Below are 17,908 nucleotides of genomic sequence, written 5' to 3'. Positions count from 1 at the left end.
TCAAGAGTTTGTGCCGGTACAGCCTACGGCGAAGTGTCAGCAGACCTCTTCGAGATCCCGCCAGTCGCGGGAATCCGGGCTGTCCGCCACCCAGCCGTCCAGGAGCCCGCGCACCAGGGCGGCGGGCGCCGCGAGGCCGCACTCGCGCTCCGGCACCCAGAGCGCACCCGGGCTGCGGTGGCCGAGCGGGCCCGGGTGGCCGGGCTCGCTGTGGTCGTGCGGGTCGAGGTGCTCACCGTCGCCCTCGTCGCTCGGCATCCGGGACTCGGAACACATCCGGCAGAGCAGCCGCACGGAGGACGACCAGTCCTCGGCGGCGAAGCCCGCGTCGGCCGCGAGCTGCTCCAGGGCGTCCCGGTCCTCCTCGGTGGCGGCCTCCAGGAGGACCACCCAGGTCGGCACGGGTGAGGGCGCCCACAGCTCGATCTCGTCGAAGACGGGATACGAGTGCCCGGCCGCCGTCGTCCGCTCGCCGTGCGGGACGCCGTCGTGCAGCACGACCTCGCCCCAGCGCCGCCCGGAGGAGGGCAGCGGGATGGACAGGACCTCCATGCGGGCCGGGTCGAGCCGACGGCCCCATACGACCTCTGCCTCGCCCTCCGGGGAGAGCCGCACGGCCGCGCTGCCGAGCTCCATGCCCGTCGGCTCGCCGGACGCGGCCACCCCGCCGGGCACCCGCAGGCCGTACGCCTGCCAGGCGCGGCGGGCCAGGGGCCAGTCCTGGAGGGCGGTCGCCGCGATGCCGACGTTCCACCAGTCGGGGGCGCCCGCGGAACGGTCGAGGAGCGCCACGGCACGCAGCCCCGCGGCCCGTGCCTGTTCCCAGTCGTGCCGGAACTTGTGCAGCAGGGCCAGGTTGAACCAGGACTCGGACAGCCAGGGTTCGAGATCCGCCGCGCGCGTGAGCAGTGCCCCCGCGTCCTCGTACCGGCCGTCGCCGATCAGCGTGAACGCGCGGTCGGTCGCCTGCCGCCATGAGGCGGAGGGCCGGTGCCGTCCCTTGCCGAAGATCCTCACGATTCCCGCCTGTTTCCCGCCTGCCACGTTTTCGAAGGTCTCATCTCGATCGGGCGCAGCGTCGGGTCGTACCCCCGTGCACCCTCTTCTTCGCATCCAACCACGTACGGTCGGACAGCCGCTCATTACCCATGGGTTACCCAGCTGGACCCGAGGTAAGGCCCGCGCCGCCTCGCCCGTCCCTGGACAGCACCCTGGCCAGCGACTCCACGACCTCCGGCTGGTAGTCGTGGCCGGTGGCCAGGCGCAGTCTCTCCAGGGCCTGGAGGGGGCCGTCGAGCGCCCCCGAGGGTCCTTCTCCCCGCGCCATCTCGTCGTACGCGTTCGCGGTACGCACAATTCGCGCCGTGAGCGGCTGTTCGCGGTACGGATCGGCCTGCCGCTCCACGACGACGGCGACGGCGGCGTCCACCCCGGTCTGCCGTACGACGGCGCCGCCGAGCAGGGCTATTCGGCGCTGTTCCGCCTCGGGCAGCACGGCGGTGGCGCCCGCGGGGACGGGGTCGACGAGGGAGAGCTGCCCGATGTCGTGCATGAGGGCGGCGTTCTCCAGGACGCTGAGGTCCGACGCGGAGAGCCCCAGGTCCCGCCCCACGGCCCGGCTCAGACCCGCCACGCGGTGGGCGTGGCCCTGCGGGGTGTACCCGGCGATCTCGGTGGCCCTGGCCAGGGAGGCCATGGTCTGCCGGTAGGTCGCCCGCACGGCCGCGTACCGCCGGAAGGAGAGCTGGGTGAGCAGCAGCGGCAGGCTGAAGACGGGCAGCGCCCACAGGCCCGCCACGGCCACCGAGAGCGCCATGACGGCGCCCGTCGCGCAGACGGCGGAACCGATGCCGAGCGTCGCCCGCAGCTCCTCCCGGAGGAGCGGCCCGAACGGCCACCGGGTGCGGGCGCGGGCGATCACGGCGGCGAGGACGGCGTCGCAGAGCGCGGTCAGGACGAGGAGGGCGACGATGACCAGTGCGAAGTAGGGCCCTTGCCCGAACCACTCCCCCAACTTGCCGGAGTTGTAGAGGGGTTGGAAGCAGGCGGCCGCGAAGCCGACGGTCAGCACCCGGCGCGCGATGTGGTCGGGCGTGCCCCCGCGGCCGAGCGCCACGTGCGGCACCGCGCCCACCAGCGCCGCCGCGACGACCACGGCGATCACCTGCAGCACGCCGTGGTGCGTGGCCTGCCCGGAGTTCTCACCGAGCAGGGCGTACGCCAGGGCCCCCGCGGCGCCGAGCGGCGCGGACTCCCTGCCCTGCCCGCTCCCCCGCCGGGCCAGCTCCCCGAGAGCGATGAGGACCCCGAAGGCGAGCGCGACCCGGCCTTCGGTGATGCCGTGCCAGAGGGTCCAGGCGAGGGCGGCGAGCGCCAGCAGACCGGCCAGGCAGACGACGGTCGGGGGCAGCCGCGCCGGGGCCCTCACCGGGCCGCCGAGCGGGAGACCGCGGGGGCGGCGGGAGCGGTTCCGGCAGGCACGTTTCCGCCCTGGTCGGGAACGTCGGCCGTGACCTCGTCGGCCGTGACCTCGGGATGCCATCCGTGCCGCTCCAGGGCGCGCGCCAGGGCGCCGACCATCTCCGGGTCGAACTGCGCCCCGGCACACCGCGAGAGCTCGGCCACGGCGGCCTCGACGGGCCGGGCCCGGCGGTAGGACCGGGTGGAGGTCATGGCGTCGAAGGCGTCGGCGACCGCGACGACCCGCGCGCACTGGGGGATCTGCGGCCCGGTGAGGCCGTACGGGTACCCGCTGCCGTCGATGCGCTCGTGGTGGTGCAGGATCGCCGCCCGCGCCTCGCCGAGGAAGCCGATGCCGCGCACCATCTCGTGCCCGTATTCGGGGTGCAGCTCGATGATGCGCCGCTCGTCCGGGGTCAGCGGCCCGTCCTTCCTCAACAGCCTGGTGGGGACGCCGAGTTTGCCGACGTCGTGCAGGATCCCGGCGAACCGCAGGACCTCGACGCGCTCGTCGTCCAAGCCCAGTTCACGCGCGATCATCACGGAGGCGCGGCCGACCCGTTCGCTGTGGCCACGGGTGTACCTGTCCTTGATGTCGACGGCCTGCACGAGGGCCCGGATCGTGGCCTGGTGGGCGGCCCGCTCGCGGTGGTACTGCGCGAAGACCCAGCAGGAGACGCCCATCGGGAGCAGGACGAGGAGGGCAGCGGGCGGGCCGTACGGGCTGGCCCAGAGCACGGCCATCATCAGCCCGGCGAGCCCGTGCACGGTGACGGGCGCGAGGATGCGCAGGAAGAGGCCGCGCCAGGCGGTCCTCGCGGGCAGGCGCTCGGCGGTCACGAGGATGCCCCCGTCCAGCACGGTGAGCACGCCGGAGAAGGCGAGCACGGCGGCTCCGGCGGGCCAGAGGACGTACGGGAAGTCGGGTGCGGCACCGGCGGCGGGCCCGCCGAGCGCGCCATACACCCACGCCGAAGCCCAGGCGGCCAGGGCGAGTTGGGCGGCGCGCCAGAGGCGGCGCAGCCACCGGGGGTGCCGGTCGACGCGGGCGAGCAGCGCGCCCGGCAGGGCGACCAGGGCGGCGGCGGACGGCGGCAGCAGGAAGACCCCGGCGAGCAGCACGGGGAAGAAGGTGCCGAGGCCGCGCGGGACGCGGCGGCCGACGAAGTGACACCGGGAGAGCTGCTCGCAGCCCGCGAAGAGCGCGGCGAGGAGCAGGACGGCGGGCCACGAGGGGTCCGTGCCGGGCGCGGGCGCGGCGCAGAGGCCGCCGGCCAGGGCGACGCACACAACGTAGACGCGGGCCCGCGCCGGCACCGACCGCATGGAGCTCTCCTCCTCGTTCCCGGTCCGGAGACTAGAACGGCGCTCCCCCGGCCAGCGACCGGCCGCCGTTAATTAGCACGTTCGAGTGACGGGAGAGGAGGAGGGGAGGAGAGGCGAGGGGGCGAGGGGTGGGGAAAAGGAAGCAGAGCAGGTTCGCGGCACCGCGATCCTGCTCTGCTTCCTTGCGTGATACGGGCGTGATACGGGAGTTCAGGCCTCCGAAGCCGTCACGTCGTGCGTGACGTCGTGCGCGACATCCTGGTCGGGCACGGCCTGCCCGGAGCGGATGAGGTCGATGCGTCCCATGACCTTGGCCCGCAGGTCGACGGGGACGTCGTCCGAGCCGCAGCAGCGCTTCACCAGCTTCTTGACCGCCTGCTCGAGGCCGTACTTCTCCAGGCACGGAGAGCACTCCTCGAAGTGCGTCTCGAACTTGTTGCAGTCGCTGTCCGGCATCTCGTGGTCCAGGAACTCATAGAGATGGTCCAGGACCTCACTGCAGTCAGTCTCGTGCGGCTCTCCGCAGCTCATGAGCCCGAGCCTTTCGTTCCGTTCGACTCCCCGGCGCCCGCCGGGACGAGCCCGCGCTCGCGGGCGTAGTCCTCCAGCATGCCGCGCAGTTGGCGACGGCCCCGGTGCAGTCGGGACATCACCGTACCGATGGGTGTCCCCATAATGTCCGCGATCTCCTTGTAGGCAAAGCCCTCTACATCGGCCAGATAGACGGCGATGCGGAATTCCTCGGGGATCGTTTGCAGCGCCCGCTTCACGTCCGAGTCCGGCAGGTGGTCGAGCGCCTGCGACTCGGCGGAGCGCAGACCGGTGGACATGTGCGACTCGGCGCGCGCGAGCTGCCAGTCCTCGATCTCCTCGGCGGCGCTGCGCTGGGGCTCACGCTGCTTCTTGCGGTACGAGTTGATGAACGTGTTCGTGAGGATTCGGTACAGCCAGGCCTTGAGGTTGGTGCCCTCGCGGAACTGGTGGAACGACGCGTACGCCTTCGCGTAGGTCTCCTGCACCAGGTCCTCCGCGTCCGCCGGGTTGCGCGTCATGCGCAGCGCCGCCGAGTACATCTGGTCGAGGAACGTCAGGGCGTCCCGCTCGAAGCGGGCCGAGCGCTCCGCGGCCGTCTCGGACTTCTCGGCACTCTCTCGGGGCTGCTCCGCCTGACCGTGCTCGGTCCCTGCGTCGGTCCCAGTGACCGGACCCACCTCCTCCAACGACGTGGTGAGGCCGAATGCAGCCCCACTCGAATCGGAGGATAGACGACGATCCGTACCGCGCGCCGCCCGAATAGTTGCGTTTTTGGGTGCGCTCAGCACCGTCCACTCCAGGTCAGAGGCGCTGGAGCGGTTCGGGCAGATGGTCGAACCCATGCGGCGGACTCCCTCTCGTACGAACAGCTGTCGACGGCGTTCACCGTCTGTCCGCCACAACAGAGCTCAGCCGCTCAGCATTCCCGCCCAACGCGTCACAGCGTCCGTGATGCGCTTCACTGCCTCGTCCTGTCCGATGTCCGCGCGCTTGGGCACGGCGAAGCCGTGGTCCCCGTACGGAATCTCCACGAGTTCGTACGCCCCTTCGGGGAATTCGGCGGGCTTCCCGAAGGGGTCGTTGCCGCCCTGTACGACGAGGGTGGGGACGCCCGCACCGAGCAGCTCGTCGGCGCGGGACTTCTCGGGCTTGCCCGGCGGATGCAGGGGGAAGCTGAGGGCGAGCACGGCGGCGGCGCCCAGCTCGGTCGCCGTGCGGCAGGCCACGCGGGCCCCCGCGCTGCGACCGCCGGAGATCACGGGCAGCCCCTTCTTCTCCAGCGCGGGCCAGATCCCCCGCCACCCCACGTCGAGCGTCTTCGGCGCGGGCGCCAGCTTCTTGCCCGCGACCCGCCAGGGCTGCTCGACGAGCGCGACGGTCACGCCGTGCGCGGGCAGGACGGCGGCGAGGGCCTGGAGGTCACGGGCCTCGATGCCGCCGCCCGCGCCGTGGCTGACGGCGAGGAGGAGGCGGGCGCTCTTCTTGAGGGCCGGGTGCCAGGTGATCCGCGCCTCACCGGCGTCGGTGGGGATGAGCTCGTTCTGGAGTGCGTCCTTGGTCACGTCAGAAGAGTGTGCCCTCTTCGGGGCCTTCGAGCTCCTTCAGCAGCTCCGGGCCGTTGTTGCGTACGTTGCTGACGGCGGTGGACACCGGGTAGGCCCGCATCAGCCCGTGCGGCGGCGGCTCCAGGAGGGCGCGCAGGTCCCCGACGTCCGTGCGGGAGGGGTCGAGCCAGGCGTCCCAGCGGTCCGGCGTCAGCATCAGCGGCATGCGCGGGTGGATGTCCGCGAGCGAGCGCGGGCCCTCCTCGGGGGCGACCGCCAGGGGCGCGGTCTCCGCCTCCGTGGTGATCACCGTGCACGTCACCCACCAGGCGAGCGGGTGCTCGTCGGGCAGCGTCTTGTCCCGCCAGAATTCGTAGAGCCCCGCCATGGCGAAGACCGAGCCGTCGGCGGGCGTCACGAAGTAGGGCTGCTTGCGCGGCCGCTTCTTCTTGCCCTCGACCTCGAGCTGCCGCTCGTCGGGCGCGGTCACCCACTCGTAATAGCCGTCGGCGGGGATGACGCAGCGGCGGGAAGTGAAGGCGCGGCGGTAGGAGGGCTTCTCGTGGACGGTCTCCGCACGGGCGTTGATCATCCGCGCGCCGCCCTCGGGCGTCTTGGACCAGGAGGGCACGAGTCCCCACTTGAGCGTGCGCAACTGGCGAACCGGAGACGGGTCGTCAGCGTCTTTCAGAGGACGGTCAAGGACCGCGTAGACCTCCTTCGTGGGGGCCACGTTGTAATCGGGGGCGAGCGCGTCTCCCGACTCCCACTTCTCCACCTCGAAGATTCCCGCGAGATCCTCGGGCCCACGACTGGATGCAAACCGTCCGCACATACGTGCCAGACTGCCAGGCCCACCCGTCGCCCGACCACCACCCCTCAACGATGCGCTCCGCGCAACCAGCCCCGATGACCACCAGAGGAGCCGGTCCACTCAATGGCCCAGGAAATGGAACCCACCGCCAACGCCAGCCTGACGGACCTCTGGGACCGTGTCTTCGGCACCCAGGCCGCGCCGGAACAGTGGCTGGTGATCGCGGTGGGCGTCGTGGCCCTGGCGGTCGTCGTCCCGCACAACATATGGCGCCTCGCCCGCAACGCCATCACCATCGCGCACGAGGGCGGCCACGGCCTGGTCGCCCTGCTCACCGGGCGCCGCCTCGACGGCATCCGGCTGCACTCCGACACCTCGGGCCTGACCGTCTCGCGCGGCAAGCCCTCGGGCCTCGGCATGATCCTCACCGCGGCCGCCGGGTACACCGCGCCGCCGCTGCTCGGCCTGGGCGGGGCGGCGCTGCTCGCCGCCGGGCACATCACGGCGTTCCTGTGGCTCGCGACCGCGCTGCTCGTCGTGATGCTGGTGATGATCCGCAACGCGTACGGCGCCCTGACGGTGATCCTCACCGGCGGCACCTTCCTGGTCGTCTCCTGGCTGGGCAGCACCGACGTGCAGGCGGCGTTCGCGTACGCGGTGGTGTGGTTCCTGCTCCTGGGAGGCGTGCGGCCCGCCTTCGAGCTGCAGTCCAAGCGCCGCCGCGGCGGAGCGGGCGACTCGGACGCGGACCAGCTCTCACGGCTCACGCACGTCCCCGCGGGGCTCTGGCTCTTCCTCTTCCACGCCGTCTCGCTCTGCTCCCTGATGGGCGGCGCCCGCTGGCTCCTGGACGTCTGAGCGGGGCCGCTGCCAGCCACTAAAGTGAGGGCATGACCGAAACTCCGGCGCACACCGCCCTCTGGCCCGCCCCGCACGCAAGCGGAGCCGTCACCGCGACGGTCCACGTCCCCGGTTCGAAATCGGTCACCAACCGTGCGCTGGTCCTGGCCTCGCTCGCCGCCGAGCCCGGCTGGCTGCGCCGCCCGCTGCGTTCCCGCGACACCCTGCTGATGGCGGGCGCCCTGCGCGCGATGGGCGTCGGCATCGAGGAGACGGTGTCGTCGAGCTCCGCCGTCGCCGGGGGTTCCGACGCCTCCGGCGAGGCCTGGCGCGTGATCCCCTCACAGCTGCGGGGCCCGTCCACGGTCGACGTCGGCAACGCCGGTACGGTCATGCGCTTCCTGCCCCCCGTGGCCGCCCTCGCCGACGGCCCGATCCGCTTCGACGGCGACCCCCGCTCGTACGAGCGCCCCCTGCACGGCGTCATCGACGCCCTGCGCGCGCTCGGCGCCCGCATCGACGACACGGACGGCAGCCGCGGCGCGCTGCCCCTGACCGTGCACGGCGGCGGCGCCCTGGAGGGCGGCCGGGTCGAGATCGACGCCTCGTCCTCCTCGCAGTTCGTGAGCGCCCTGCTGCTCTCGGGCCCCCGCTTCAACCAGGGCGTAGAGGTGCGGCACGTGGGCGGCGCGCTGCCGTCCATGCCGCACATCCGGATGACGGTCGACATGCTCCGCGCCGTCGGCGCGCAGGTGGACACCCCGGAGGCGGGCGGCGAGCCGAACGTGTGGCGGGTCGCCCCCGGCGCCCTGCTCGGCCGCGACCTGACCATCGAGCCCGACCTGTCGAACGCCCAGCCGTTCCTCGCCGCGGCCCTGGTCACCGGCGGTACGGTCACGATCCCCGACTGGCCCGACCGCACCACGCAGCCCGGCGACGCGCTGCGCCAGATCTTCACCGAGATGGGCGGCTCCTGCGAACTGACCGAGCAGGGCCTGGTGTTCACCGGCTCCGGGTCGGTGCACGGCCTCGACGTGGACCTGAGCGAGGTCGGCGAGCTCACCCCCGGCATCGCGGCGGTCGCGGCCCTCGCCGACTCCCCCTCGACGCTGCGCGGCGTCGCCCATCTGCGCCTGCACGAGACGGACCGCCTTGCCGCGCTCACCAAGGAGATCAACGAGCTGGGCGGTGACGTCACCGAGACCGCCGACGGCCTGCACATCCGGCCGCGCCGGCTGCACGGCGGCATCTTCCACACCTACGACGACCACCGCATGGCGACCGCGGGCGCGATCATCGGCCTCGCGGTGGACGGTGTACAGATCGAGAACGTCGGGACGACGGCGAAGACGCTCCCCGACTTCCCCGACCTGTGGACCGGGATGCTCGGGAACTGACGGGCGGATCGAGAACATGCGCCGTTACGGCAAGAACCCGGACGAGGACGACATCCGCGTCCGCCCCAACCGCAAGGGCAACCGCCCCCGCACCCACATCAGGCCCAAGCACGAGGACGCCGCCGAGGGCATGGTCCTCACCGTCGACCGGGGCCGCCTCACCGTCCTGGTCGACGACCGGATCGTGATGGCCATGAAGGCCCGCGAGCTGGGCCGCAAGGCCGCCGTGGTGGGTGACAGGGTCGCGGTCGTCGGGGACCTGTCCGGCAAGAAGGACACGCTCGCGCGGATCGTGCGGATCTCCGCGCGCAGCTCCGTCCTGCGGCGCACCGCGGACGACGACGACCCGTACGAGCGGGTGGTCGTCGCCAACGCCGACCAGCTCGCCATCGTCACGGCTCTCGCCGACCCCGAGCCGCGTCCGCGCCTCATCGACCGGTGCGTCGTGGCGGCGTACGACGGTGGTCTGGAGCCGATCCTCGTCCTGACCAAGTCGGATCTGGCCTCCGCCGACAAGCTCCTCGAGACGTACTCCACCCTCGACATCCCCTATGTGGTCACCAGCCGCGAGGAGTTCACCGACGGCGCGGAGCTCGCGCGGGTCCACGAACTGCTCGACGGCAAGGTCACCGCCTTCGTGGGGCATTCGGGGGTCGGCAAGACGACGCTCGTCAACGCGCTCGTACCGCTGGAGCGGCGGCGCACGACCGGGCACGTCAACGCGGTCACGGGCCGCGGCAGGCACACCACCACCTCCGCCCTCGCGCTCCCCCTGGAGGGCTCGGAGGGCTGGGTGATCGACACGCCGGGCGTGCGGTCCTTCGGGCTGAACCACATCGACCCGTCCCGCGTCATCCTCGCCTTTCCCGACCTGGAGCCGGGGACGGCGGACTGCCCGCGCGGCTGCAGCCACGACGAGAAGGACTGCGCCCTGGACGCCTGGGTCGAGGGGGGCCACGCGGATCCGGCCCGCCTCTACTCACTGCGCCGACTGCTCGCCACCCGGGAGCGACGCGAGGACGACTGACCTCCCCTTTGTTTGCGCCGCGACGGCAAAGGTAAATGCATAATCGCACCAAGCCGGATTCAAGCCAGACGAAGCGGCCGCGGATCGTGGACGAGTACGGGAGGCAAGGACATGGCGTGGCTGCTGGTCATCGTCGCGGGGATCCTCGAGACCGGCTTCGCGGTCTGCCTGAAGCTGTCGCACGGCTTCACCAGGCTCTGGCCCACGATCGCGTTCGCCTGCTTCGCCCTCGGCAGCTTCGGCCTGCTGACCCTCGCCCTGCGGAAGCTGGACGTGGGTCCGGCGTACGCGGTCTGGACGGGCATCGGCGCCGCGGGCACCGCGATCTACGGGATGATCTTCCTCGACGACCTGGTCTCCACGCTGAAGATCGTCTCGATCTCCTTCGTCATCATCGGCGTGATCGGCCTGCAGCTGTCCGGCTCCGCGCAGTGAGATCCGGCGGAAGTGAGATCCGGCGGAAGTGAGATCCGGCAGAACCCGCTAGCGCACGCCCACCCAGCGCCCGATGGCCCCGCGGACCAGTTCCGCGGGGTCGTCGTCGTTCCCGGCGGGCGCGACGACATACGACAGGGCGAGGCGGACGGCGCTCTCGCAGGCGAGGGCGAGCTCGGGGTCCCTGGTCCGGCCCCGGCCGCCGAGCGCGAGCACCGCGCGGTCCCGGACGAGCGCGAGCAGCTCCGCCGCGGAGGGCACCCCCGCGTCGGCGCGGCGCTGCGCGGGCACCGGCGAGGTGGACCCGCCGACCCGGCTCGGCGCGGGCAGCCGCTCGCCCCAGCAGTCGGTGAGGGCGGCCCGCACCAGCGTGTTGGCGCGGGCGGCGCCCACGGTCCACGCGGCCACGGCGGCGAGCCGGTCGGCGGGCTCGCGCTCCTGCGCGAGGGCCCGCTCGACACCGTGCAGATAGCCGTCGGTCTCGCGGCGCAGCAGTGCGCGGGCGAGGCCGTCCTTGCTGCCGAACTCGTTGTAGAGGGTCTGCCGGGAGACCCCGGCGCTCGCCGCCACGTCGACCATGCGTACGCCGGGCCACGGTCGCCGTGCGAGCGCCGTGTACGCCGCGTCAAGTAAGGATTCCCGTGCTGCAGGCATCGTCGCCTCCCCGGGCCCGAAACGGCTCCCGTGCCAGAGTTGACGCGCTCGGCAGCACTGTCAATAGCTCCGGCGCGGGCGCGGCCCCGCCGCCCGTGACCCGGCACTGTGGATCGCGCCGAACGAGATCGATACTGTTCACCCATGTCCGACTACCACGATGATCTGCGTCTCGCCCATGTCCTCGCGGACACCGCCGACGCCGCGACCATGGACCGGTTCAAGGCCCTCGACCTGAAGGTCGAGACCAAGCCGGACATGACACCGGTGAGCGAGGCCGACAAGGCCGCCGAGGAGCTGATCCGTGGCAACCTCCAGCGGGCCAGGCCGCGCGACGCGATCCTCGGCGAGGAGTACGGCGTCGAGGGCACGGGACCGCGCCGCTGGGTGATCGACCCGATCGACGGCACCAAGAACTACGTACGCGGTGTGCCGGTCTGGGCCACCCTGATCTCGCTGATGGAGGCGGGCGAGGGCGGCTACCAGCCGGTGGTCGGCGTGGTGTCGGCGCCCGCGCTCGGGCGCCGCTGGTGGGCGGCGAAGGGCGGCGGTGCCTACACGGGGCGCTCGCTCAGCTCGGCGACCCGGCTGCGGGTCTCCAAGGTCTCGCGGCTCTCGGACGCCTCACTGGCGTACTCCTCGCTCTCCGGCTGGGAGGAGCAGGGCCGCCTCGACGGCTTCCTGGACCTGACGCGCGCGGTCTGGCGCACCCGTGGCTACGGCGACTTCTGGCCGTACATGATGGTCGCCGAGGGCTCGGTCGACATCTGCGCGGAGCCGGAGCTCTCGCTCTGGGACATGGCGGCGACCGCGATCGTGGTGACGGAGGCGGGCGGCACCTTCACCGGCCTCGACGGCAGGCCGGGACCGCACAGCGGCAACGCGGCGGCCTCGAACGGCGTGCTCCACGACGAGCTGCTCGGCTACGTCAACCAACGGTACTGATACGTCAGCCAGCGGTACTGATACGTCAACCAGCGGTACTGATGCATTGATTGGCGTCACCGAGCCCGCGATCCGCACCGGCGCGCGGGCTTGGAACGTACGCGCCCTGAACTGACCGCACGCGCCCCCTTGCTGCCCTCCCGCATGGCTGCGACTCTATGAGTCCCCCCACTTGTGAACTTGTGAATTCGTTCTCCAGCCGGTAACGGAGGCAATCCTTCGCCCACCGGGAGACCGGGGATTCACCAAGGAGGTGGCTCACGCCCATGCTCGTCCGCGACGCCATGAGCACGGTGGTCCTGACCATCGGCCCCACCCACACCCTGCGCCAGGCAGCCAGACTGATGTCGGCACGCCACGTGGGCGCAGCCGTCGTCCTCGACCCCGACACCTACGGGCTCGGCATCCTGACCGAGCGCGACGTCCTCAACTCGCTCGCCCTCGGCCAGAGTCCCGACACCGAGATCGCCGGCACCCACACCACGACCGAGGTCGTCCTCGCCACCCCGGCGTGGACCCTGGAAGAAGCGGCGGACGCCATGTCGCACGGCGGCTTCCGGCACCTGATCGTCATGGACGGGAACGAGCCGACCGGGATCGTCTCGGTCCGCGACATCATCCGCTGCTGGGCGCCGGAGCGCCGCGCGGCGGCCACCGTGGCGGGCTGAACACGGCGGCGGGCCGGTCCCCGAGGGGATCCGGCCCGTCGCTCATCCACGGCAAGTGGTGCAGGGTCAGCCGCGCAGGGCCTGGACCGCGGCCTCCAGCCGCTTGCCGAAGTCACCGTCGGCCTGACGGAAGTTGTCGATCGCGCGCTCGGCTATGTCCTCGCGCGAGACCTTGGCGATGAAGCCCGACAGGTTCTCGACCAGGCGGTTCTTCTCGTCCTCGGACATCAGGCGGTAGAGGTTGCCCGCCTGCACGAAGTCGTTGTCCTCGGCGTGGACGGCCGGCGCGTGGTTGCCGGTGCCGCCCGTGACCGGGATGGGCTGCCACAGCGGGCGGCCCGTCTGGGCCGGACCGCCGAAGCTGTTCGGCTCGTAGTTCTTCGCGCCCTTGTGGCGGCCGTCGTACAGGAAGCCGTCACGCGAGTTGGTGCGCGCCTCGGTGGCGTGCGGGCGGTTCACCGGCAGGTGGTCGGCGTTGATGCCGACGCGGTAGCGGTGGGCGTCGCCGTACGCGAAGAGGCGGCCCTGGAGCATCTTGTCCGGGGAGGGACCGATGCCCGGCACGAAGTGGGCGGGCGAGAAGATGGCCTGCTCGACCTCGGCGAAGATGTTCTCCGGGTTGCGGTTGAGCTCCAGCTTGCCGATCTCGATCGGCGGGTAGTCCGCGTGCGGCCACACCTTGGTCAGGTCGAACGGGTTGAAGCGGTAGTTCGCCGCGTCCGCCGCCGGCATGATCTGCACCTGCACGGACCAGGACGGGAAGTCGCCGCGCTCGATGGCCTCGCGCAGGTCGCGCTGGTGGGAGTCGGGGTCCTCACCGGCGAGCCTGTTGGCCTCGTCCTGGGTGAGGTTCTTGATCCCCTGGTCGGTCTTGAAGTGGTACTTGACCCAGAAGACCTCACCGGCCTCGTTGTTCCACTGGAACGTGTGCGAGCCGAAGCCGTCCATGGTGCGGTACGAGGCGGGGATGCCGCGGTCGCCGAACAGCCAGGTCACCTGGTGGGTGCTCTCCGGGCTGAGGCCCCAGAAGTCCCAGACGTTGTCCGCCTCCTGCGAGCCCGAGTAGGGGTCCCGCTTCTGGGTGTGGATGAAGTCGGGGAACTTGATGGCGTCGCGGATGAAGAAGACGGGGGTGTTGTTGCCGACGAGGTCGTAGTTGCCCTCTTCGGTGTAGAACTTCAGCGCCCAGCCGCGCGGGTCGCGCACCGCGTCGGCCGCACCGAGGTTGCCCGCCACGGTGGAGAAGCGCAGGAACGTCTCGGTCTGCTTGCCGACCTCGGAGAGGAACGCGGCGCGCGTCCACTGCGAGACGTCGCGGGTCAGCGTGAAGGTGCCGTACGCACCGGCGCCGCGGGCGTGCACGATCCGCTCCGGGATCCGCTCGCGGTTGAAGTGGGCGAGCTTCTCGAGCAGCGCCTGGTCCTGCACCAGGACAGGACCGTCGACGCCCGCGGTCTCGCTGTTCTGGTTGTCGGCGACCGGCGCCCCGGCCTCCGTGGTGAGCGGTCCCTGCGTCACGTGCGCCTCCTGCGTCATTCCTGCAAGTCCTGTCCCTTGGCGTTATCCGTACTCGATCCTACAATGGACATTGTCTAAGTCAAGCGACGATCCAAAGTCACATCCGTTCGGGACTGAGGTCCCCTGCCTGTTAGGCTGGCTCACATGAGTGACCTGTTGGAACGACTGCGCGGACGCGGCTGGCGCATGACAGCGCAGCGGCGCGTCGTGGCCGAGGTCCTCGACGGGGACCACGTCCACCTCACCGCGGACGAGGTGCACGCCCGCGCCACGGACAAGCTGCCCGAGATCTCCCGGGCGACCGTCTACAACACCCTGGGCGAGCTGGTGACCCTCGGCGAGATCCTCGAAGTCTCGACGGACCGCCGCGCCAAGCGGTACGACCCGAACGCGCACCGCCCCCACCAGCACCTGGTCTGCGCGCGCTGCGGCGCCATCCGCGACGTCCACCCCACGGGCAACCCCCTGAGCTCCCTCCCCGACTCGGAGCGCTTCGGCTTCACGATCGAGGACGTCGAGGTCACGTACCGCGGCGTCTGCCCGAACTGCGCGACCGCGTAAGCGTCTTTCCGTACGTCACGAAGGGGTCCGGCACCGTTCGCGGTGCCGGACCCCTTCGGCGCACCCCTTCCAAGATCTGACGCCCCGTCATATTCTCTGCGGCGCCCGCCGTCCGCCTGCCCTCCGCAAGGAGAAGCCGTGGAAGCTCCGCACCCGCCGCACCCGCGGCCCCCGTCCGATCCCTCGCCCTCCAAACTCCGCGCCCGCACGGTGACCAGGACCTTCGGCCGGGCCGCCGGCGCCGTGCACGCCCTCGGCCCCGTCGACCTGGACATCGCCCCCGGCGAGTTCACCTGCGTCGTCGGCCCCTCGGGCTGCGGCAAGTCGACCCTGCTCCGCATCGCGGCCGGCCTGCTGCGGCCCAGCTCCGGCGAACTGAGCATCCGCACGGCCGCCCGGCGCCCCGTCGCGATGATCTTCCAGGACTACGGCATCTACGACTGGAAGACCGTGCAGGCCAACGTGAGGTTCGGCCTGGACGTCCAGAAGGTCCCGCGCCGCGAGGCGAACGCCCGCACCACGGACTGGCTGACCCGCATGGGCCTCGCCGACTTCGCCGCCGCCTACCCCGCCACCCTCTCCGGCGGCATGCGCCAGCGCGTCGCGATTGCCCGTGCCCTGGCCGTGGAGCCGGAGATCCTCCTCATGGACGAGCCGTTCGCCGCGCTCGACGCCCAGCTCCGCACGATCCTCCAGGACGAACTCCTCGCCCTCACCCAGACCACCCGCACCACGACCCTGTTCATCACCCACAGCCTCGAAGAGGCCATCGTCCTGGGCGACCGCGTCCTGGTGATGTCGGCCCGGCCCGGCCGCATCATCGCCGAGCGCCGCCCGCCGTTCCCGCGCCCCCGCAGCGGCGAGGTCCGCGGGGCGCCCGAGTTCACCGCGCTGAAGAGCGAGTTGTGGGAGCTGCTGCGCGCCGAGGTCGGCACGGAGGCGGCGGCATGACCACCGCGACCGGCAAGAGCCCGGCCCCACACCCCGGCAAGAGCCCCGCCCCCCGGGAAGACGTCCTGGTCAGAAGGCCAGGGCCGCAGGAACTCCACCCTGTCCGCACGCATCGCCGCCGCCGCGCCCTGGAGCTGTCGCTCGCCGCGGGCGTGCCGGTCGTCCTCGTCCTGCTGTGGCAGCTCGCCGCCGTGAGCGGCTGGATCGACGACCGCGTCTACCCCGCGCCGCAGACCATCCTTCAGGACGGCTGGCAGCGCGCCGCGGACGGCGATCTGTGGCCGGACGTGTGGGCCACGCTGAAGCGCGTGCTCGCCGGGTACGCGATCGGCACCGTCGCCGGTTACGCGCTCGGCCTCCTGATGGGCTCGCTCTCGGTCGTACGCGCCGCCCTCGAACCCACCCTCGACGCGCTGTACGTCGTCCCGAAGCTGGCACTGCTGCCCGTCTTCCTGAACATGTTCGGCCTCGGCGAGGGCCCGCAGATCGCCCTCGTCGCCGCCACGGTCTTCTTCTTCGTCTGGATCTCGACGATGGCGGCGGTCCTCGCCGTACCCTCCGGCCACCGCGACGCGGGCCAGGTCTTCGGCGCCTCGCCCTGGCAGATGTTCCGCCATGTCCTGCTGCCCGCCTCGCTGCCCGCCGTGCTGGTCGGCGCGCGGATCGCCGCGGGCGTCGCGGTCCTTGTCATCGTCGCCTCGGAGCAGATCGCGGCGGCGGACGGCCTGGGCCACCTCATCTTCGACTCGCGCGCCCTCTTCCAGAACGACGTGATGTTCGTCGGCATCGTCTGTGTCGCCGTGCTCGGCGTCGTCTTCTCCGAATTGGTGCGGATCGCGGGCCGGTTGCTCACGCCCTGGGCGCCGCGCGACCGCGGCCGAAGCCAGTCATGACCGTCGTACCGACGACAGCGCTCGGAGGCGCCATGCGCACCCGCTCCACCGCACTCGCCCTGCTCCTCGCGGGCTCACTGCTCGCCGCCGCGGGCTGCGCGAAGGAGGACGACGAAGACCCGCCCGCCCCCGCGAAGCCCCGTACCGTCACCGCCGTCCCCGGCTGCGCCAAGGGCAGTTGGACCGACCCCGCCGACCTGGCACCCGACCGCGCACCGGCCCGCTGCGCCCCACGCACCCCCGCCCCCGAACCGCTCCCCAAGGAGCGCAGCCTGACGATTGCGACCGGCACCCTGAGCGCCGAGTACGTCGCACCGCTCCAAATGGCTCTGGAAAAAGGCGAGTTCAAGAAGGAGAACCTGAACGTCGACCTGAAGGTGCTGCCCACCCCCGACGCCCTCCCCCTCCTCGCCAAGGGCGACATCGACGCCCAGTGGGCGGCCCCCGAGGCCGCCGTGATGAACGGCATCACCAGCGGCTTCGACATCAAGTGGACGGCGGGCAACTTCTCCCCCGATCCCCGGTCCAAGAGCGGCCTGTGGGTGCGGCTTAAGAAGAACGAGAGCGCGGCCCACGTCCCCATGGCGGGCCGCAAGCTCGGCACGATGATCGGCAAGGGGTCCGTCATCGCGTATCCCATGAACCAGGCCCTGAAGAAGCACGGCGGCGGCCTCGACAAGATCCAATTCCAGCAGCTGGGCTCGGCGGACGTCCTCACCGCGCTACAGAACGGCGGCACCGACTCGGCCTGGCTGCTCGACCCGGTCTGGCGCAAGGTCGACGGCGACAAGAAGTACGCGTTCCTCGGCGGCCAGCCCCCGGCCGAACCCCTGGGCGGCCTGCTCTTCGGTCCGAACCTGCTCAAGAAGGACCCCGACGCCGGCGTCGCACTGCTGCGCGCCTACATCCGGACGGTGAACACGTACTTCGCCGGCGACTACAAGGCCGACAAGTCCTTCGCGAAGGAGCTCGCCACATTGCTCAAGACGGACGAGGAGGTGCTGCTCTCCACCCCGTCGCTGCGCATGGACTGGGAGATCCGCGCGGGCACGACAGGCCGTCTGCAGGACGCGTACCGCGCGGCGGGGGTCACGGAGGGCGCCGAGGTCCCGGAGAAGAAGGCCGTGGACCGCTCGCTCTACGAGGAGGCGGTGGGGCACAAACCGTCGGGGCACAAACCGCCACGGCACAAATGAATCGAGGGCCGGAAGCCCATTGGCTTCCGGCCCTCGACCGTCAGTAGCGGGGACAGGATTTGAACCTGCGACCTCTGGGTTATGAGCCCAGCGAGCTACCGAGCTGCTCCACCCCGCGCCGTTGTGAGTACAACTCTACGTCAGG

Annotated in this window: 19 protein-coding genes and 1 tRNA gene; 10 read left to right on the top strand and 10 right to left on the bottom strand. The window is 71.5% G+C overall.

What is annotated here, in order from left to right:
* Positions 1 to 36: 36 nt before the first annotated feature.
* From ABZ953_RS14350 to ABZ953_RS14320, 7 genes are all read right to left on the bottom strand, one after another.
* Entirely contained in the window at positions 37 to 1,017 is a 981-nt protein-coding gene (locus ABZ953_RS14350) for a hypothetical protein (RefSeq protein WP_361722140.1), read from the bottom strand.
* A 136-nt stretch (positions 1,018 to 1,153) separates the two neighbouring features.
* Complete coding sequence (locus ABZ953_RS14345; RefSeq protein ID WP_361722137.1) at positions 1,154 to 2,428, bottom strand: HD domain-containing protein; 1,275 nt, start codon at positions 2,426 to 2,428, stop codon at positions 1,154 to 1,156.
* On the bottom strand, positions 2,425 to 3,786 hold the full coding sequence (locus ABZ953_RS14340; protein WP_361722134.1) for an HD-GYP domain-containing protein: 1,362 nt from the start codon (positions 3,784 to 3,786) through the stop codon (positions 2,425 to 2,427). Before ABZ953_RS14340 ends, ABZ953_RS14345 begins: the two co-directional genes overlap by 4 nt.
* A gap of 210 nt (positions 3,787 to 3,996) precedes the next feature.
* On the bottom strand, positions 3,997 to 4,317 hold the full coding sequence (rsrA, locus tag ABZ953_RS14335; protein WP_361722131.1) for a mycothiol system anti-sigma-R factor: 321 nt from the start codon (positions 4,315 to 4,317) through the stop codon (positions 3,997 to 3,999).
* Positions 4,314 to 4,997 carry a sigma-70 family RNA polymerase sigma factor gene (locus ABZ953_RS14330; RefSeq protein ID WP_361722128.1) on the bottom strand — a complete coding sequence of 228 codons (684 nt, stop codon included), beginning with the start codon at positions 4,995 to 4,997 and terminating at the stop codon, positions 4,314 to 4,316. Before ABZ953_RS14330 ends, rsrA begins: the two co-directional genes overlap by 4 nt.
* Before the next feature lie 231 nt (positions 4,998 to 5,228).
* Positions 5,229 to 5,882 carry an alpha/beta family hydrolase gene (locus ABZ953_RS14325; RefSeq protein WP_361722125.1) on the bottom strand — a complete coding sequence of 218 codons (654 nt, stop codon included), beginning with the start codon at positions 5,880 to 5,882 and terminating at the stop codon, positions 5,229 to 5,231.
* Position 5,883: 1 nt separating this feature from the next.
* Positions 5,884 to 6,699 carry an SOS response-associated peptidase gene (locus tag ABZ953_RS14320; protein ID WP_361722122.1) on the bottom strand — a complete coding sequence of 272 codons (816 nt, stop codon included), beginning with the start codon at positions 6,697 to 6,699 and terminating at the stop codon, positions 5,884 to 5,886.
* A gap of 114 nt (positions 6,700 to 6,813) precedes the next feature.
* Between ABZ953_RS14320 and ABZ953_RS14315 the strand changes: the two genes are divergently transcribed.
* The 4 genes from ABZ953_RS14315 to ABZ953_RS14300 all read left to right on the top strand — a co-directional run bounded on the left by ABZ953_RS14315 (position 6,814) and on the right by ABZ953_RS14300 (position 10,377).
* The gene (locus ABZ953_RS14315; protein ID WP_361722747.1) at positions 6,814 to 7,536 is read left to right on the top strand and encodes a M50 family metallopeptidase; all 723 of its coding nucleotides are present in this window, start codon (positions 6,814 to 6,816) and stop codon (positions 7,534 to 7,536) included.
* Positions 7,537 to 7,568: 32 nt separating this feature from the next.
* Positions 7,569 to 8,915: a 3-phosphoshikimate 1-carboxyvinyltransferase gene (aroA, locus tag ABZ953_RS14310; protein WP_361722119.1), complete on the top strand. Its 1,347-nt coding sequence runs from the start codon at positions 7,569 to 7,571 to the stop codon at positions 8,913 to 8,915.
* Between the two features lie 16 nt (positions 8,916 to 8,931).
* Complete coding sequence (gene rsgA, locus ABZ953_RS14305) at positions 8,932 to 9,942, top strand: ribosome small subunit-dependent GTPase A (protein WP_361722116.1); 1,011 nt, start codon at positions 8,932 to 8,934, stop codon at positions 9,940 to 9,942.
* Positions 9,943 to 10,053: 111 nt separating this feature from the next.
* Positions 10,054 to 10,377, top strand: coding sequence for a multidrug efflux SMR transporter (locus tag ABZ953_RS14300; RefSeq protein WP_361722113.1), 324 nt, complete (start codon positions 10,054 to 10,056; stop codon positions 10,375 to 10,377).
* 48 nt (positions 10,378 to 10,425) lie between these two features.
* On the opposite strand, the gene ABZ953_RS14295 is transcribed toward ABZ953_RS14300, so the two are convergent.
* Positions 10,426 to 11,031, bottom strand: a complete 606-nt coding sequence (locus ABZ953_RS14295; RefSeq protein ID WP_361722110.1) for a helix-turn-helix domain-containing protein — start codon at positions 11,029 to 11,031, stop codon at positions 10,426 to 10,428.
* A 144-nt stretch (positions 11,032 to 11,175) separates the two neighbouring features.
* Between ABZ953_RS14295 and hisN the strand changes: the two genes are divergently transcribed.
* Both hisN and ABZ953_RS14285 read left to right on the top strand, forming a co-directional pair.
* Entirely contained in the window at positions 11,176 to 11,976 is an 801-nt protein-coding gene (hisN, locus tag ABZ953_RS14290) for a histidinol-phosphatase (protein ID WP_361722107.1), read from the top strand.
* Between the two features lie 266 nt (positions 11,977 to 12,242).
* The gene (locus ABZ953_RS14285; RefSeq protein WP_361722104.1) at positions 12,243 to 12,644 is read left to right on the top strand and encodes a CBS domain-containing protein; all 402 of its coding nucleotides are present in this window, start codon (positions 12,243 to 12,245) and stop codon (positions 12,642 to 12,644) included.
* Positions 12,645 to 12,710: 66 nt separating this feature from the next.
* Here ABZ953_RS14285 and ABZ953_RS14280 read toward each other — a convergent pair whose 3' ends face one another.
* Entirely contained in the window at positions 12,711 to 14,180 is a 1,470-nt protein-coding gene (locus ABZ953_RS14280; protein ID WP_361722101.1) for a catalase, read from the bottom strand.
* Between the two features lie 126 nt (positions 14,181 to 14,306).
* On the opposite strand from ABZ953_RS14280, the gene ABZ953_RS14275 reads away from it, so the two are divergent.
* The 4 genes from ABZ953_RS14275 to ABZ953_RS14260 all read left to right on the top strand — a co-directional run bounded on the left by ABZ953_RS14275 (position 14,307) and on the right by ABZ953_RS14260 (position 17,763).
* Positions 14,307 to 14,723, top strand: coding sequence for a Fur family transcriptional regulator (locus tag ABZ953_RS14275; protein WP_361722098.1), 417 nt, complete (start codon positions 14,307 to 14,309; stop codon positions 14,721 to 14,723).
* Positions 14,724 to 14,861: 138 nt separating this feature from the next.
* Positions 14,862 to 15,674, top strand: coding sequence for an ABC transporter ATP-binding protein (locus ABZ953_RS14270; RefSeq protein WP_361722095.1), 813 nt, complete (start codon positions 14,862 to 14,864; stop codon positions 15,672 to 15,674).
* Positions 15,671 to 16,567, top strand: a complete 897-nt coding sequence (locus ABZ953_RS14265; protein ID WP_361722092.1) for an ABC transporter permease — start codon at positions 15,671 to 15,673, stop codon at positions 16,565 to 16,567. The genes ABZ953_RS14270 and ABZ953_RS14265 overlap by 4 nt, the downstream gene beginning before the upstream one ends.
* Before the next feature lie 32 nt (positions 16,568 to 16,599).
* Complete coding sequence (locus tag ABZ953_RS14260) at positions 16,600 to 17,763, top strand: ABC transporter substrate-binding protein (RefSeq protein WP_361722744.1); 1,164 nt, start codon at positions 16,600 to 16,602, stop codon at positions 17,761 to 17,763.
* 44 nt (positions 17,764 to 17,807) lie between these two features.
* Here the strand turns inward: ABZ953_RS14260 and ABZ953_RS14255 are convergent.
* A tRNA-Met gene (locus tag ABZ953_RS14255) sits at positions 17,808 to 17,881 on the bottom strand.
* Positions 17,882 to 17,908 lie beyond the last annotated feature (27 nt).

Origin of the sequence: Streptomyces sp. NPDC046465, from assembly GCF_040646035.1 — a bacterium.
In the GTDB taxonomy this organism is placed as follows: Bacteria; Actinomycetota; Actinomycetes; order Streptomycetales; family Streptomycetaceae; genus Streptomyces.
This window is presented reverse-complemented; position numbering and strand designations above follow the sequence as displayed.

Bases quoted from the DNA above. Each gene is read 5' to 3' on its own strand.
- rsrA (WP_361722131.1), bottom strand. From the start codon at position 4,317: ATGAGCTGCGGAGAGCCGCACGAGACTGACTGCAGTGAGGTCCTGGAC.
- ABZ953_RS14315 (WP_361722747.1), top strand. From the start codon at position 6,814: ATGGAACCCACCGCCAACGCCAGCCTGACGGACCTCTGGGACCGTGTC.
- ABZ953_RS14300 (WP_361722113.1), top strand. From the start codon at position 10,054: ATGGCGTGGCTGCTGGTCATCGTCGCGGGGATCCTCGAGACCGGCTTC.
- ABZ953_RS14275 (WP_361722098.1), top strand. From the start codon at position 14,307: ATGAGTGACCTGTTGGAACGACTGCGCGGACGCGGCTGGCGCATGACA.
- ABZ953_RS14265 (WP_361722092.1), top strand. From the start codon at position 15,671: ATGACCACCGCGACCGGCAAGAGCCCGGCCCCACACCCCGGCAAGAGC.
- hisN (WP_361722107.1), top strand. From the start codon at position 11,176: ATGTCCGACTACCACGATGATCTGCGTCTCGCCCATGTCCTCGCGGAC.
- rsgA (WP_361722116.1), top strand. From the start codon at position 8,932: ATGCGCCGTTACGGCAAGAACCCGGACGAGGACGACATCCGCGTCCGC.
- ABZ953_RS14320 (WP_361722122.1), bottom strand. From the start codon at position 6,699: ATGTGCGGACGGTTTGCATCCAGTCGTGGGCCCGAGGATCTCGCGGGA.
- ABZ953_RS14285 (WP_361722104.1), top strand. From the start codon at position 12,243: ATGCTCGTCCGCGACGCCATGAGCACGGTGGTCCTGACCATCGGCCCC.
- ABZ953_RS14295 (WP_361722110.1), bottom strand. From the start codon at position 11,031: ATGCCTGCAGCACGGGAATCCTTACTTGACGCGGCGTACACGGCGCTC.
- ABZ953_RS14280 (WP_361722101.1), bottom strand. From the start codon at position 14,180: ATGACGCAGGAGGCGCACGTGACGCAGGGACCGCTCACCACGGAGGCC.
- aroA (WP_361722119.1), top strand. From the start codon at position 7,569: ATGACCGAAACTCCGGCGCACACCGCCCTCTGGCCCGCCCCGCACGCA.
- ABZ953_RS14340 (WP_361722134.1), bottom strand. From the start codon at position 3,786: ATGCGGTCGGTGCCGGCGCGGGCCCGCGTCTACGTTGTGTGCGTCGCC.
- ABZ953_RS14260 (WP_361722744.1), top strand. From the start codon at position 16,600: ATGCGCACCCGCTCCACCGCACTCGCCCTGCTCCTCGCGGGCTCACTG.